The organism is Kitasatospora sp. NPDC048662 (assembly GCF_055587065.1).
The window spans coordinates 589,910-604,034 of record NZ_JBVJHA010000002.1 but is presented as its reverse complement, the minus strand read 5'-3'; the positions used below and the strand labels follow the sequence as shown (position 1 = coordinate 604,034).

The 14,125-nt window shown below is 72.1% G+C and carries 12 protein-coding genes; 8 read left to right on the top strand and 4 right to left on the bottom strand.

What is annotated here, in order from left to right; translation table 11 throughout:
• The first annotated feature begins 777 nt into the window (after positions 1-777).
• From ACZ6R9_RS08675 to ACZ6R9_RS08655, 5 genes are all read left to right on the top strand, one after another.
• A complete protein-coding gene (locus ACZ6R9_RS08675; RefSeq protein ID WP_380479810.1) occupies positions 778-2,178 on the top strand; it encodes a cystathionine beta-synthase in 1,401 nt (466 codons plus the stop codon).
• Positions 2,179-2,604: 426 nt separating this feature from the next.
• On the top strand, positions 2,605-2,931 hold the full coding sequence (locus ACZ6R9_RS08670) for a hypothetical protein (RefSeq protein WP_380479812.1): 327 nt from the start codon (positions 2,605-2,607) through the stop codon (positions 2,929-2,931).
• 137 nt (positions 2,932-3,068) lie between these two features.
• Positions 3,069-4,334 (top strand): L,D-transpeptidase, encoded by a 1,266-nt coding sequence (locus ACZ6R9_RS08665; protein ID WP_380479814.1) that lies wholly within the window; start codon positions 3,069-3,071, stop codon positions 4,332-4,334.
• A gap of 110 nt (positions 4,335-4,444) precedes the next feature.
• A complete protein-coding gene (locus ACZ6R9_RS08660) occupies positions 4,445-5,794 on the top strand; it encodes a hypothetical protein (RefSeq protein ID WP_465537280.1) in 1,350 nt (449 codons plus the stop codon).
• A 136-nt stretch (positions 5,795-5,930) separates the two neighbouring features.
• Positions 5,931-6,410 carry a DUF1203 domain-containing protein gene (locus ACZ6R9_RS08655; protein WP_380479818.1) on the top strand — a complete coding sequence of 160 codons (480 nt, stop codon included), beginning with the start codon at positions 5,931-5,933 and terminating at the stop codon, positions 6,408-6,410.
• A gap of 7 nt (positions 6,411-6,417) precedes the next feature.
• On the opposite strand, the gene ACZ6R9_RS08650 is transcribed toward ACZ6R9_RS08655, so the two are convergent.
• The 3 genes from ACZ6R9_RS08650 to ACZ6R9_RS08640 form a co-directional block, all read right to left on the bottom strand.
• Complete coding sequence (locus ACZ6R9_RS08650) at positions 6,418-6,783, bottom strand: cupin domain-containing protein (protein ID WP_380479820.1); 366 nt, start codon at positions 6,781-6,783, stop codon at positions 6,418-6,420.
• A 116-nt stretch (positions 6,784-6,899) separates the two neighbouring features.
• Complete coding sequence (locus ACZ6R9_RS08645) at positions 6,900-8,006, bottom strand: hypothetical protein (protein WP_465537277.1); 1,107 nt, start codon at positions 8,004-8,006, stop codon at positions 6,900-6,902.
• A gap of 31 nt (positions 8,007-8,037) precedes the next feature.
• Positions 8,038-9,672, bottom strand: a complete 1,635-nt coding sequence (locus ACZ6R9_RS08640) for a M48 family metalloprotease (protein ID WP_465537275.1) — start codon at positions 9,670-9,672, stop codon at positions 8,038-8,040.
• Positions 9,673-9,837: 165 nt separating this feature from the next.
• On the opposite strand from ACZ6R9_RS08640, the gene ACZ6R9_RS08635 reads away from it, so the two are divergent.
• Positions 9,838-10,992: a cystathionine gamma-synthase gene (locus ACZ6R9_RS08635; protein WP_380479825.1), complete on the top strand. Its 1,155-nt coding sequence runs from the start codon at positions 9,838-9,840 to the stop codon at positions 10,990-10,992.
• Between the two features lie 180 nt (positions 10,993-11,172).
• On the opposite strand, the gene ACZ6R9_RS08630 is transcribed toward ACZ6R9_RS08635, so the two are convergent.
• Complete coding sequence (locus ACZ6R9_RS08630) at positions 11,173-11,604, bottom strand: MarR family winged helix-turn-helix transcriptional regulator (protein WP_465537273.1); 432 nt, start codon at positions 11,602-11,604, stop codon at positions 11,173-11,175.
• Positions 11,605-11,693: 89 nt separating this feature from the next.
• Here ACZ6R9_RS08630 and ilvA point away from each other — a divergent pair, with 89 nt between their 5' ends.
• Both ilvA and ACZ6R9_RS08620 read left to right on the top strand, forming a co-directional pair.
• Positions 11,694-12,905, top strand: coding sequence for a threonine ammonia-lyase (ilvA, locus tag ACZ6R9_RS08625; RefSeq protein ID WP_380479828.1), 1,212 nt, complete (start codon positions 11,694-11,696; stop codon positions 12,903-12,905).
• Positions 12,906-13,104: 199 nt separating this feature from the next.
• The gene (locus tag ACZ6R9_RS08620; RefSeq protein WP_380479830.1) at positions 13,105-14,124 is read left to right on the top strand and encodes an ATP-binding cassette domain-containing protein; all 1,020 of its coding nucleotides are present in this window, start codon (positions 13,105-13,107) and stop codon (positions 14,122-14,124) included.
• The last annotated feature ends 1 nt before the right edge of the window (position 14,125 follow it).

Here is a 14,125-nt window from a genome sequence, read left to right as displayed (position 1 = left end):
TTCTGGTGGGGCGGGTGGGTTGGTGAGCGGTGGGGCCGTCGCCGGGGGCGGGTGTCGCCCGGCGGCCGAGGGCGCCGCAGGCGCACGGCGCGCACGTCCGTCGCCGTGACCCGCCTGGCCCGGGGGAGGGGAGCCGCCTGGGGTGGCGCAGGTGTGGGGCGGATCAGGGTTTCTGGTGGGGCGGGTGGGTTGGTGAGCGGTGGGGCCGTCGCCGGGGGCGGGTGTCGCCCGGCGGCCGAGGGCGCCGCAGGCGCACGGCGCGCACGCTCGTCGCCGTGACCCGCCTGGCCCGGGGGAGGGGAGCCGCCTGGGGTGGCGCAGGTGTGGGGCGGATCAGGGTTTCTGGTGGGGGGCGGGTGTGTGGGAGAGCGGTGGGGCCGTCGCCGGAGGCGGGTGTCGCTTGGCGGCCGAGGGCCCGGGGTGGGCAGGCGGTGCGACGTTGAGTGCGGTGATGCTCCCGCCGGGGGCGGTGGGTGGGCGGTGAGGGGACAGGCGCGCGGTGCTTCAAGGCCCACCGCCGCGACCTCGGGGCTGGGATGGGTGGGGCGGGTCAGGGTTCCTGGTGGGGCGGGCGTCGCCAGGCGCCGGCCGAGGGCCCGGGGTGGGTGCGGTGCGACTTGGAGCGCGGTGAAGTTCCTGCCGGAGGCGATGGGTGGCGGAGGCCCTGGTGGGGTGGGAGTCCGGTGGGACATGGGGTGGTTGGGCGCGGTGGGGGGAAGTCGGGCCCTAGGCTGGGGGTTTCGGCAATCAGGGCTGCCATTTACCGGGAGGACCCCCGTGCGGTACCACAATTCGATCATCGAGCTGGTCGGCGACACCCCGTTGGTGAAGCTCAACAAGGTCACCGAGGGCATCAGCGCCACCGTGCTGGCGAAGGTCGAGTACTTCAATCCCGGTGGTTCGGTGAAGGACCGGATCGCGATGCGGATGATCGAGGCGGCCGAGGCCTCCGGCGCACTCAAGCCGGGTGGCACCATCGTCGAGCCCACCAGCGGAAACACCGGCGTGGGGCTGGCGATCGTGGCCCAGCAGAAGGGCTACAAGTGCATTTTCGTGTGCCCGGACAAGGTGTCCACGGACAAGATCAACACGCTGCGGGCGTACGGCGCCGAGGTCGTGGTCTGCCCGACCGCGGTCGCGCCGGAGCACCCGGACTCGTACTACAACGTCTCGGACCGGCTGGTCCGTGAGACCCCGAACGCCTGGAAGCCGGACCAGTACTCGAACCCGGAGAACCCGGCGTCGCACTACTACTCCACCGGCCCGGAGCTGTGGGAGCAGACGGACGGCAGGATCACCCACTTCGTGGCGGGCGTGGGCACCGGCGGCACCATCTCCGGCACCGGCCGGTACCTGAAGGAGGCGTCCGGCGGGAAGGTCCAGGTGGTCGGCGCGGACCCGGAGGGTTCGGTGTACTCGGGCGGCACCGGCCGCCCGTACCTGGTGGAGGGTGTTGGCGAGGACTTCTGGCCGACCGCCTACGACCGCGAGGTCGCGGACCGGATCGTCGCGGTCTCGGACAAGGACTCGTTCCAGATGACCCGCCGCCTGGCCAAGGAGGAGGGCCTGCTGGTCGGCGGTTCCTGCGGCATGGCCGTGGTGGCGGCGCTGGAGGTGGCCCGCGAGCTGGGGCCGGACGACGTCGTGGTGGTGCTGCTGCCGGACGGCGGCCGCGGTTACCTGTCGAAGATCTTCAACGACGACTGGATGGCCGACTACGGCTTCCTGCCGACCGCCACCGACGAGGCGCACATCGGCGAGGTGCTGGCCCGCAAGGACGCGCTGGAGCACGAGGGCATCCCGCAGTTCGTGCACATGCACCCGGGCGAGACGGTCGCCGAGGCGGTGCGGGTGCTGCGCGACTTCGGTGTCTCGCAGATGCCGGTGGTCTCGCCGGGCGCCGGGCACCCGGATGTCATGGCCGGCGAGGTGATCGGTTCGGTGGTCGAGCGCGAGCTGCTGGACGGCCTGTTCAACGGGCGGATCGAGCTGACCGACACGCTGGACAACGCGATGTCCAAGCCGCTGCCGGTGGTCGGCTCCGGCGAGTCGGTGACCAACCTGATGACGGTGCTGGAGAAGGCCGACGCGGTGGTGGTGCTGGTGGAAGGCAAGCCGCAGGGCATCGTCACCCGCCAGGACCTGCTGGCCTTCCTCACCGCCCGGGCCGGTCACTGACACTCCCTCAGGGGCCCTGCCCCGCCCGGTACGTGGACGTCACAAGCGCGCATCATCCGGTTAACACGGCTCGGGCATGGTGGTGGACACGGCAAGAAAAAGCCGGGAAAACGGTGACGGCGGGGGGGCGGGAGCGGCTCTCCGGCCTCCGCGGTCACCACCAGGGGTTCCGACGGTCGGCCTGACCCGGCCGCCGGGCCCGGTCCGCGGGACCGCCGTCGTCCCGCCCCTGGCAGGTGCAGGGTGTGACGGCTCCCGTGGCGAGTCACGCGCCGTACGGCGCGGCTTCCGCGCACTCCCGGGTGGGGGAGTGCGCGCGGAGGCGGCAGGGCCGGTCCTGGGCGGTTGCCCGGGCCGGCCCTCGCCGCGTCCGGGGCCACGAGGGCCGTTTCCGAATGGGCCGTGCGACCCCCTACGCTCGGTGTCATGACCAGCACTGACCTGCCCGAGCAGGACGCTCCCCGCTACGTTCGCCTCAGCATCGAGCTGATCGCCGAGATCACCGACGAGCGGGCCCTGAAGGCCGCCGCCCTGACCCAGGTCGCCGACGACGAGTACCTGGACGACGAGGAGCGCGCCCAGGCTGTCGAGGCGATCGAGGTGGACCCGACGGGTTCGCTCGCCCACTTCGTCGACCCGGTGGCGCTGCTCGGCGACGTTCCCGGCGTGGAGCTCGCCTCCGCCACCTGGGAGTCCGCCACCACCGACTACGACCCGGACGACGAGGGCTGGGACGAGTACGAGGTGCAGTGAGTCCCGGCGCTCTCGCGCTCAGGCCCGGTCCGGACAGCCCCGGACCGGGCCTTTTTGTCCGTTCTTCGGGGCACTTGAGTACTCTCGAATGATCTGCACATTTTTGAGTGATCTTGAGTGATCCGGGACCGAGGAGCGTGGACGTGACCGCAGCCGAGAAGCAGGACGGGCCGCTCGGCGGCAGCTGGAGCCGGCGCGGCGTGCTCGCCGGGCTGCTCGGCGCCCCCGTGCTGCTGCTGGCCGCGTGCCAGGGCGGCGGCGGCAAGTCCTCCACTCCGGCCGGCGCTGCGAGCGCGGGTGGCGAGAGCCCGTCGGTCAGCCCGAAGGCCTCGGTCGCGCAGATCACCATCACCCCGGCCGACGGCGCGACCGCCGCTCCGTTCACCGCGCCGGTCACCGTCACCGTGCAGGGCGGCACGCTCACCTCGGTCACCGTCACCGACGGCACGGGCAAGCAGATAGCCGGGCAGCTGGCCGCCGACGGCGCCAGCTGGACCTCCACCGCGACGCTCGCCAGTGGCAGCACGTACACCGTCGCCGCTGCCGCCGAGGACAAGGACAAGCGCCCCGCGGACGCCAACGCGAGTTTCTCCACCGCCTCCCCGGCCAACACCTTCGTCGGCTACTTCACCCCCGAGGACGGCTCCACGGTCGGCGTCGGCATGCCGGTGTCGATCAACTTCAACAAGGCGATCACCGACCGCAAGGCCGTCCAGGAGGCGATCACCGTGGTCTCCGACCCGCCGGTGGAGATCGTCGGCCACTGGTACGACTCGACCCGGCTGGAGTTCCGCCCCCGGGAGTACTGGGCCAAGGGCACCACCGTCACCCTGAAGCTGCGGCTGAAGGACGTGGCCGGCGCCAAGGGCGTCTACGGCACCCAGTCCAAGAACGTCACCTTCACGGTCGGCCGCAGCCAGCTCTCGGTCGCCGACCTGAAGGCCGGCACCCTCACCGTCACCACGGACGGCAAGGTCACCGCCACCTACCCGGTGATCGGCGGCTCGCCCGACCACCGCACCTGGGGCGGCAGGATGGTGATCTCCGAGCGCTTCCAGCAGACCCGGATGAACTCCGCCACCGTCGGCCTCGGCAGCGAGTACGACATCCCGGACGTGCCGCACGCGCAGCGGCTCACCACCTCCGGCACCTTCATCCACGGCAACTACTGGTCGGCGGCGTCCCAGTTCGGCAACGCCAACACCAGCCACGGCTGCATCGCGTTGCAGGACGTGCAGGGCGGCAACAATCCGAACACCAGCGGCGCCCGGTTCTTCGCGAGCTCGATGGTGGGCGACGTGGTCGAGGTGGTCAACTCCGGTGACCGCACGGTGAATCCGTCGAACGGGCTGAACGGCTGGAACATGTCCTGGGCGGACTGGAAGGCCGGCAGCGCACTCTGACGCCCGGTCGGGCGGGGCGCTGTCTCACGGCGACATGGGGGTGCCGTGAGCGTGTCCTAAACGAATGGTAAAAATATTCGCATGCGGGGGGGCATGTCGATGTGTTGAGCTTGCCTCCGCGGCAGGGCCGATCGGGCCCGAGTTCCGCCTTCAGGCACAGGAGTTCAGCCATCAACACCGCCATTCGCCGGTCCGTCCGCGCCGGTATAGCCGTCACCACCGGAGCCGTCCTGATCGCCGGCGGCGTCACCGCCTGCGGCGCCGCCAAGCAGCTGACCGCCGGTGAGAAGCTCTCCGGGGCGTTCAACAAGCTCGGCGACGCCAAGTCGATGAGCTTCCAGCTCTCCTTCGACGCCACCCCGGAGCAGTTCGTCGCCTTCGGCAAGGCAGTTGACGACCCGATCGAGCAGAAGAACGCGGACCTGCTGTCCGACCTGGTGCTGAACGTGTCGATCAGCGCCGACAAGCCGCTCAAGGACACCGAGGCGTTCAAGTTCAGCGGTTCCGACACCGTGAACGACTCGTACGACCTCAACGGTGTGGCGCTCGCCTACTCGCTGAGCACCAAGAAGTCCGGCAAGACCTACGCGGACATCCGCCAGATCGGCGAGCGGATGTACCTGAAGGCGGACGTCCGCGGCATCGCCGAGCTCGGCGGCGAGGACACCAAGCAGGTCGACGAGTTCGTCGCCGCGCTGCCCGCCGGAGCCGGTCCGATCAAGGACGTGGTGGACGGCAAGTGGGTCTCCCTGGACCTGAAGAAGATGCAGGAGGAGATCAAGAAGACGAAGGGCACCGGCGCCGGCACGGGTGCCGAGGCGGGCTCGCCGTTCGACGCGATGCCCGGCATGGACCCGGCGGAGCGGAAGCGCTTCATCAAGACGGCGAAGGCCGTGATCTCCAAGAACATCAGCGTGGAGGAGAAGGGCAAGTCCGGCGACGCCGACGTCATCCAGGTCTCCGCCCAGGCGCGTCCGGTGGTCGAGGGCCTGATGAAGGCGTTCGAGAAGCTCGCCGAAGGTTCGTCCGCCCTCCCGTCGCTGCCGAGCAGTGACTTCGAGGACATCCCGGACCGCAAGATCACCGCCGACGTGATGATCAAGAACGGCAAGGCGCAGGCCGTCACCTTCGACCTGATGCAGTTCGCCGACAAGCCCGACGCGTCGGCGCACTTCCCGCTGCGGCTCGGCTTCAACGCCGACGCGCCGGCCATCGCCGCCCCCACCGGCGCCACCGAACTCGACCTGGCCAAGCTTCAGGACGTCTTCATGGCCATGGCCACCGCCGACGGCGACAAGGACAGCGGCTCCACCTCGGACGGCCCGGCCACCCCGCTGACCGACGCCCAGTACGCCGAGCTGGCCGCCGCCGGCATCGACCACGACAAGGCCAAGAACCTGAACGAGGCCGGCCTGTCGTTCCAGGACATCAAGGACTTCGCGGACGCCATCAAGGGCTGACCACCAGTCAACTCCCGCCGGTCCGACGGCCCGTCGCAGCTCTGGCTGCGGCGGGCCGTCGCCGTCCCGCCCTGGCGCGAAACGCGACGTCCGGAACCCGCCGGACCGGGGCGTCCGGTGGGCGCAGGCTGGGCCCATGAACACCATCGATGTGCGGGCCGTCCCCGCGCAGACGCTCGCCGAACTGCGCCGGCTCGACGACAGCGGGCGCTGTCACCCCGTCACCGTCACCGAGGACGGCGGCTCGCCGCTGCGGTGCTGCCTCACCCGGGCCCGCCCCGGCGACCGGATCGTGCTGCTGTCGTACGCGCCGCTGCGCCGCTGGGCCGAGGAGACGGGCTGCGACCCGGGCGCGTACCTGGAGACCGGGCCGGTGTTCGTGCACGCCGACCCGTGCGAGGGCTTCGCGGGCGGCTGGCCGGACGGCTTCCACGGCGGGCAGCGGGTGCTGCGGGCCTACTCCCCGGACGGGCGGATCCTCGAAGGCCGGGTCGGCGAGCCGGACGAACTACCCAAGCTGGCCGCCGAGTTGCTGGCCGACCCGGAGATCGCCGTGGTGCACGTGCGGGCCGTCGAGTTCGGCTGCTTCATGCACGAGGTGCGGCGGGCCGGCTGAACGACCCTCAGGTGCGCTTCGCATAGTCGGTGAAACCCTGCCAGTCGAGGACCACGCAGGGCACGTCGCCCAGCACCCAGGCGTCGTGGCCGGGCGGGCAGATCATCACATCGCCCGCGCCGAACTCCTCGGCCTGGCCGTCGTCCATCTCGATCCGCATCCGGCCCGAGATGACGTAACCGGCGTGCGAGGCCTGGCAGCTGTCGGTGCCGGCGATCGGTTTCACGTGCTTCGACCACTGCCAGCCCGGCTCGAACACGCCCCGGCCGACCCCGCCGGCCTTCAGATTCACCAGCGCCACCTGTCCCTTGCCGCCTTCGAACGGGCGGACCTCCTCGGGGGAGTCCAGATTCATCCGCACCAACCCGGCCATCACTGCTCACCTCCGGCCGACAACGCCCCGTGCCCCCGCCGCCGGGCTCGGCGACGGGGGCACGGCTGACGTCTCCCATCCTCGGTACCCGGCGTGGATCGCGCCAGGCACGGCGGTCAGTTCGCGGTGGCCGCCAGCACGATGTCGATGCGCCGGGAGACGAACCGGTCGATCGGGTTCGCCCAGTACGTCCACGGCTCGGGGACGATCGGGCCGAGCGCCCGCAGGTGCGGCATCGCGTCGGCGGGGCGGCCGGCCTGGGCCAGCACCCAGACCAGCCAGCCGTGCGCGTAGCTGCGGTGGCGGTCGTCGGGGTCGGCCAGTTCCAGGTCGGCGATCACCGCGGCCACCGCGGCCTGCACCTCGGGGGCGGCGTACGGCTCCTCGTTGCCCTCGAAGTGCTCGAAGTACGCCTCCAGCTTGAGCGCGGACAGCAGGCTGCCCTTCGGGGCGGTGGCGATCGCGGCGTCCACGAAAGCGTGCATCTGCTCGTGGCTGCCCTTCCACTTGGCGCACCAGTACTGCAGGGCGCCGGTGTGGGCGGAGAAGTTGTGCGGGTCGCGGGAGACGATCTCCTGCCACAGGGCCCGGAAGCGCTCGTTGTCCCAGCTCTGGCCCATCGCCAGCGGGATCTGCGCGACGAACGGCAGCGGGTCGGCCGGGTCGGCGAGCCGGACGGCCTCGGCGGCGGCCGCCTCGGCGTCGGCCAGCACCTTGCGGAAGGCGGCCCAGCGCTCCGCGGTGACCTGGTGGGCGCGCCGGCTGGTGCGCACGTTCCAGGCCAGGACGATCAGCGCGTCCTGGGCGAGGATCGCGGCGTCCGCGTTGTCCGGCTGCTCGGCGCGCCAGGCCAGCAGCCAGGCGTCGTCCTCGGCGGCCGGCTCCGCGAAGCGGCGCATCAGGCCCCGGCGCCGGTCGTGGTCGCCCGCCGCGGCGGCGAGCAGGTCGGCGGCCGGGCGCCAGTCGCCGCCCCGGAGCGCGGCCAGCGCGGCGTCCAGGTCCGGGCCGGTCAGGCCCGGGTCCTCGATCAGCTCGGCCTTGGGAACCAGGCCGTGGTCGGCCGGGTAGATGGTCGGACGGTTCGCCTCCTCGTAGCGGGCGATGGTGGCCTGGGCGGCCTCGGTGCGGGCGTTCAGGGTGGCGACGCGGCGCTGCATCAGCCAGGTGGCCAGCTTGATGCCGGCGATCAGGAGCAGCGGAAGGAGGACGATCAGGACGGCCATCGGGTGGTTCAACTCCAGGGGTGCGGGGGCGTCAGGACCGGTCGGTCAGCTCGGCCAGCAGGGCGCGCAGCGGGGCGGTGTCGGGCACGTCGGCGACCGCGGCGTCCAGCGCCCCGGGCAGCCGGTCCTCGGCGTCGCCGGGCAGTACCAGGGCGGCCGGGCGGCTCCAGGACAGCTCCCAGCGGGCCGCCTTCTGCGAGGCCAGGGCGAGCACGGTCAGCGACCGCAGCGCGTTGCGCAGCAGCGGCCGGTGGAACTCGCGGGCGGCCCGGCCGGTGGCCTGCGCGGACTCCTCGCTCTGCGGCAGCCGCCCGGCGAGCTCCGCCGCGCGCCCGGCGTCCAGCGCGTCCAGCATCGCCTCGGCGGTGCCGGGCAGGCCGCTGTCGATGAGGGCTCGCAGCACCGGCTGGGCGTTCTCGCGGGCGTACGCGTACATCGCCTCGTGCACCAGCTCGGGCCAGTCCAGGCGGCGCATCGCCAGGGCCTCCGGGATCAGCGCCAGCGTCTCCAGCTCGGTCAGCCGCTGCTGCGGGTCGCGCAGCAGGTCGAGCGCGGGCCGGTCCTCGCCGAGGCCGGGCAGGCCCGGGGTGTCCGGCAGGGCCTGGACGGCGGCGACCCGCTGCTTGATCGGCGGGTGCGAGTCGTACGGGTCGGCCTGCTCGTCGGGGAGCTCCATGCCCATCTCGGCGAGCTCCTCGCGGCGCTCGGGGTCGGCCAGCAGGCGGCCCAGGCCGCCGAAGAACTGGCCGGGCAGCGGGAGCATTCCGGCGCCGACGCCCATGGTGGCGTAGCTGTTCAGGTAGAAGCTCTGCGCGGCGTCCAGCACGGGGATGCGGCTCAGCGCGGAGGCGGTGGCGTCGCGGCCGGCGATCCGGGCGGCGTGCCGGTCGGCGGCGTACTCCTGGCTGCGGCTGATCGACTCGGAGACCCGGAAGTACAGCTTGGCGTACTGGGTGAACAGCATGGCGAGGTAGCGCTCGGCGCCGCCGTTGCCGGCGTCCTTGCCGCTGGCCCGGCGGCCGCGGGCCTCGCGCTTGGCGTTGTCCTCGGCGATCTCGGCGGCCCGCTCGGCGACGTGCTGGTCGGCGTGGTGGTGCAGGGTGGCGACGGTGTTGCCGATGGCGGTGCGGCCGGCCACCGTGACGGCCGCCAGGCGGACGTCGTTGTTGGCGTAGTGGCCGAACTCGTGGGCGAGCACCGAGTCCAGCTCGGCCTCGGTCAGGCCGATCAGCAGCGGGGCGCCGATCACCAGGTGGCGGCGGCCCGGTATCAGGCCGAGCAGCTTGGTCTCCTCGTACACACCGGCGTTGACCTGCGGCACCAGGCGGATCTCGGCCGGGCCGCGCACGCCGGTGGCCTCGGCGATCCGGTCCACCCGGGCCCACAGCTCGGGCTGCTCCTCGCGGGTCAGCGGCAGGCCCTCGTGGCTGTCGTCGCGCTTGCGGCGGGTCAGGAACACCACCCGCAGCACCGGGTAGGCGATGGCGATGCTGAGCAGCCAGAGCTTCACCATGGCGGCGTGGAAGCCCGTGTTGACGACCAGTTCGACGTTCAGCCAGACCAGGACGGCCACGATGGCCGCCGCCAGCAGGTAGAACCCGGCGAGCAGTGCGACTGCCAGCAGGGCCCGGGTGGATGTGCGCATGCCGGTGCGCTCGGTGGACATTCCGCGCCCCCAAGTGTCGATCATGTGTGCGGCTGGCAGATCGTAGCGGTACGACCTGACCTTTCGCGACGCGATTGCGGCGAGCCCGCGGCCACCTGACGCGCCGCCACGGCGGAGCGGCCCAACCCCCTCCGGTGATCCGTCCGCCGCACTAGGCTCGACCGCATGACCGAGCACCAGCTTTCCCACGGCTTCGAAACCCTCGCCATCCACGCGGGCCAGGAAGCGGACCCCCGGACCGGGGCAGTCGTGACGCCGATCTACCAGGTGTCCACCTACAAGCAGGACGGCGTCGGCGGACTGCGCGAGGGCTACGAGTACAGCCGCTCCGCGAACCCCACCCGCACCGCCCTGGAGGAGTGCCTGGCCGCGATCGAGGGCGGCTCCCGCGGCCTCGCCTTCGCCTCCGGCCTGGCCGCCGAGGACACCCTGCTGCGGACCGTCCTCAAGCCCGGCGACCACATCGTCATCCCCAACGACGCCTACGGCGGCACCTTCCGGCTGTTCGCCAAGGTGCTGACCCGCTGGGGCGTCGATTTCTCCGTCGCCGACACCCACCACCCCGAGAAGGTGCGCGAGGCGATCCGCCCCAACACCCGCGCGGTGTGGGTGGAGACCCCCTCCAACCCGCTGCTCGGCATCACCGACCTGACCGCTGTCGCCGAGATCGCGCACGCCGCCGGCGCCCTGCTGATCGTCGACAACACCTTCGCCAGCCCCTACCTGCAGCAGCCGCTGTCGCTCGGCGCGGACGTCGTCGTGCACTCAACCACCAAGTACATGGGCGGCCACTCCGACGTGGTCGGCGGCGCCCTGGTGGTCGCCGACGCCGGCCTCGCCGAGGAGGTCGCCTACCACCAGAACGCGATGGGCGCCGTCGCCGGGCCGTTCGACGCCTGGCTGGTGCTGCGCGGCATCAAGACCCTCGGCGTCCGGATGGACCGGCACTCCGACAACGCCGCCCGGATCGCCGAACTGCTCTCCGCGCACCCGAAGGTGACGCAGGTGCTGTACCCGGGCCTGCCCACCCACCCGGGCCACGACATCGCCGCCAAGCAGATGAAGGCGTTCGGCGGCATGGTCTCGTTCCGGGTCGCCGGTGGCGAGCAGGCCGCCGTCGAGGTGTGCAACCGCGCGCAGCTGTTCACCCTCGGCGAGTCGCTGGGCGGCGTCGAGTCGCTGATCGAGCACCCCGGCCGGATGACCCACGCCTCCGCGGCCGGCTCCCCGCTGGAGGTGCCCGCCGACCTGGTGCGCATCTCGGTCGGCATCGAGTCCGCCGCCGACCTGCTGGCCGACCTGGAGCAGGCGCTCGGCTGACGCGTTCCCGGTCGGTTCAACGGCGGCCGTGCGGACCGCCGTTGAACCGGCCCGGGATCAACGGCGCTTGCGCGGGCAGCCGTTGAACTGCTCGGTGATCAACGCCGCTTGCGCGGACCGTCGTTGAAGCGTGCGGTGCTCAACGCCGGTCGCACGGGCCGTCGGCGAAGCGTGCGGGTGTCAACGCCGGTTGCGCAGGCCGGCGTTGAAGCGCTCCAGCAGCGCGCAGAACACCGTCCGCTCGTCCGGCGTCCAGCCGGCCGTCAGCTCGGCGATCAGCCGCCGCCGCTGCTCGCGCACCTGCGCCAGACGTCCGGCCCCGAGCGGGGTCAGGGCGAGCCGCACCGCCCGCCGGTCGGCCGGGTACGGCACCCGGGCCAGCAGGCGCTCGCGCAGCAGCGGCGCGGCCTGCCGGGTCACCGTGGAGGAGTCCACACCCAGCGCGGCCGCCAGCGTCTTCACATTGGCCGGCCCGCCGGCGGCGAGCTGGTCCAGCAGCAGGAACGCGGCCCGGTCGAGCTCCCCGGCGGCACTGATCCGTCGGGCGAACACCGCGACCTGGTAGGGGAGTTGACAGTCGGAGTCGGGGACGTCGGGCAGTGGAGGGCTCATCGCGACTCACGGGGGTGCGGGCGACTCGTGCCCAGCAGCGTACGCGCGCCGGGCGGGCACCGGAACCGTCCCGTCCTACGCTGATCTTCATGCAGAACTGGCCGATCACGCTGGACGACGTCCGTGGCGCACAGAAAATGCTCGCCGGGGTGGCCCGGGTCACCCCGATGCAGAGCAGCCGCCACCTGTCCGGGGTGGCCGGCACCCCCGTCCACCTGAAATGCGAGAACCTTCAGCGCACCGGCTCGTTCAAGCTGCGCGGCGCGTACCTGCGGATCGCCGGCCTGCTGCCGGTGGAACGGGCCGCCGGGGTGGTCGCCGCCAGCGCCGGCAACCACGCGCAGGGCGTGGCGCTGGCCGCCGCGCTGCTCGGCGTGCGCTCCACCGTCTTCATGCCGCTCGCCGCGCCGCTGCCGAAGGTCGCCGCCACCCGCGAGTACGGCGCCGAGGTGCGACTGCACGGCGCCAACGTCGACCAGGCGCTGCAGGCGGCGCGCGAGTACGCCGACGCCACCGGCGCGGTCTTCATCCACCCCTTCGACCACTGGGACGTGATCACCGGCCAGGCCACCGTCGGCCTGGAGATCCTGGAACAGTGCCCCGAGGTGCGCACCGTGCTGGTCGGCACCGGCGGCGGCGGGCTGCTGGCCGGCGTGGCGATCGCGATCAAGGCGCTGCGCCCGGACGTCCGGGTGATCGGCGTGCAGGCGGCCACCGCGGCGGCGTACCCGCTGTCGCTGGCCGCGGGCCGCCCGGTCTCGCTGGAGCGGTTCGCCACCATGGCCGACGGGATCATGGTCGGCCGCCCGGGCGACATCCCGTTCGAGGTGATCAACTCCCTTGCGGACGGGATGCGGACGGTCTCCGAGGACGAGCTGTCCCGGGCCCTGCTGGTCGGCCTGGAGCGGCTCAAGCTGGTGGTCGAGCCCGCCGGGGCGGCACCGATCGCCGCGCTGCTGGCCGAGCCGGGCCGGTTCGAGGGCCCGGTGGTGGGGGTGCTGTCCGGCGGCAACATCGACCCGCAACTGATGCAGCGGGTGCTGCGGCACGGCCTGGCCGCGGCTGGCCGCTACCTGTCGCTGCGGGTCCGGCTGACCGACAAGCCGGGCGCGCTGGCGGACCTGCTGGGCGTGCTGACCCGGGTGGACGCCAACGTGCTGGACGTCGCGCACGTGCGGATCGACCCGCAGCTGGGCCTGACCGAGGTCGAGGTGGACCTGCACCTGGAGACCAAGGGTCCGGAGCACTGCGCGGCGGTGATCGGGGAGCTGCGCGAGGACGGCTACGTGGTCTCGCACTGAGACCCGGCACTGAGGCCTGGCTCACCTGCGCGAGTTGACGCGATATATCGCGAGTGGCAGCATCTTGCGATGTATCGCGAGCTTGCCGTCGGCGGGCTCAGGTAACAGAGTGGGTGATCTGCGCCCAAAACGGACTCGTCCACCGACTCCGCACCCCCCGATCTCAGGACCTCCGACCTCAGGGAGATGAGGCAGGACCATGGCGTCAGCCATCGAAGCCGAGAACCTGGTCAAGACCTTCGGTGACGTACACGCCCTCGACGGCGTGAGCCTGGACGTCCCCGAAGGCACCGTGCTCGGACTGCTCGGCCCCAACGGCGCCGGCAAGACCACCACCGTGCGCGTGCTGACCACGCTGCTCCAACCCGACTCCGGCCGGGCCACCGTGGCCGGCGTCGACGTCCTCAAGCACCCCAACCGGGTGCGCAGTCTGATCGGCCTGTCCGGCCAGTACGCCGCCGTGGACGAGTACCTCACCGGCCGGGAGAACCTTCAGATGGTCGGCGAGCTCTACCAGATGAGCGCCCGCGACGCGAAGAAGCGGGCCGTGGAGCTGCTGGAGTGGTTCAACCTCGCGGATGCGATGGACCGCACCGCCAAGACCTACTCCGGCGGCATGCGCCGCCGCCTCGACCTGGCCGCCGCGCTGGTGGTCCGCCCGCCGGTGATGTTCCTCGACGAGCCCACCACCGGCCTCGATCCGCGCAACCGGCTTGCGCTGTGGGAGGTCATCGAGACCCTGGTCGAGCAGGGCACCACCCTGCTGCTGACCACCCAGTACCTGGAGGAGGCCGACCGCCTCGCCCACGACATCGCGGTGGTCGACCACGGCAAGGTGATCGCCCGCGGCACCGCCGATCAGCTGAAGGCCCAGATCGGCGGCGAGCGCATCGAGGTCGTCGTGCACCGGCCCGAGCTGGTTCCCGAGGCGGTCGCCGCGCTCACCCCGTTCGCCAAGGGCGACCCGGCGGTGGAGAAGAACACCCGCCGGATCACCGTCCCGGTCAGCGGCGGCGCCAAGGTCCTCGCCGACGCCATCCGCGAACTGGACGCCCGTTCCATCGAGATCGACGACATCGGCCTGCGCCGCCCCACCCTCGACGACGTCTTCCTCTCCCTCACCGGCCATGTCACCGAGTCCGCCGAGGGCGACGGAGCCGCGGGCGAGGGTGAGCAGCCGGCGAAGAAGGGCCGTCGCGGCCACGGGAAGGACGCCTGAG

Bases quoted from the DNA above. Each gene is read 5' to 3' on its own strand.
- ACZ6R9_RS08630 (WP_465537273.1), bottom strand. From the start codon at position 11,604: ATGAGCCCTCCACTGCCCGACGTCCCCGACTCCGACTGTCAACTCCCC.
- ACZ6R9_RS08655 (WP_380479818.1), top strand. From the start codon at position 5,931: ATGAACACCATCGATGTGCGGGCCGTCCCCGCGCAGACGCTCGCCGAA.
- ACZ6R9_RS08650 (WP_380479820.1), bottom strand. From the start codon at position 6,783: ATGGCCGGGTTGGTGCGGATGAATCTGGACTCCCCCGAGGAGGTCCGC.
- ACZ6R9_RS08645 (WP_465537277.1), bottom strand. From the start codon at position 8,006: ATGGCCGTCCTGATCGTCCTCCTTCCGCTGCTCCTGATCGCCGGCATC.
- ACZ6R9_RS08670 (WP_380479812.1), top strand. From the start codon at position 2,605: ATGACCAGCACTGACCTGCCCGAGCAGGACGCTCCCCGCTACGTTCGC.
- ilvA (WP_380479828.1), top strand. From the start codon at position 11,694: ATGCAGAACTGGCCGATCACGCTGGACGACGTCCGTGGCGCACAGAAA.
- ACZ6R9_RS08635 (WP_380479825.1), top strand. From the start codon at position 9,838: ATGACCGAGCACCAGCTTTCCCACGGCTTCGAAACCCTCGCCATCCAC.
- ACZ6R9_RS08640 (WP_465537275.1), bottom strand. From the start codon at position 9,672: ATGTCCACCGAGCGCACCGGCATGCGCACATCCACCCGGGCCCTGCTG.
- ACZ6R9_RS08620 (WP_380479830.1), top strand. From the start codon at position 13,105: ATGGCGTCAGCCATCGAAGCCGAGAACCTGGTCAAGACCTTCGGTGAC.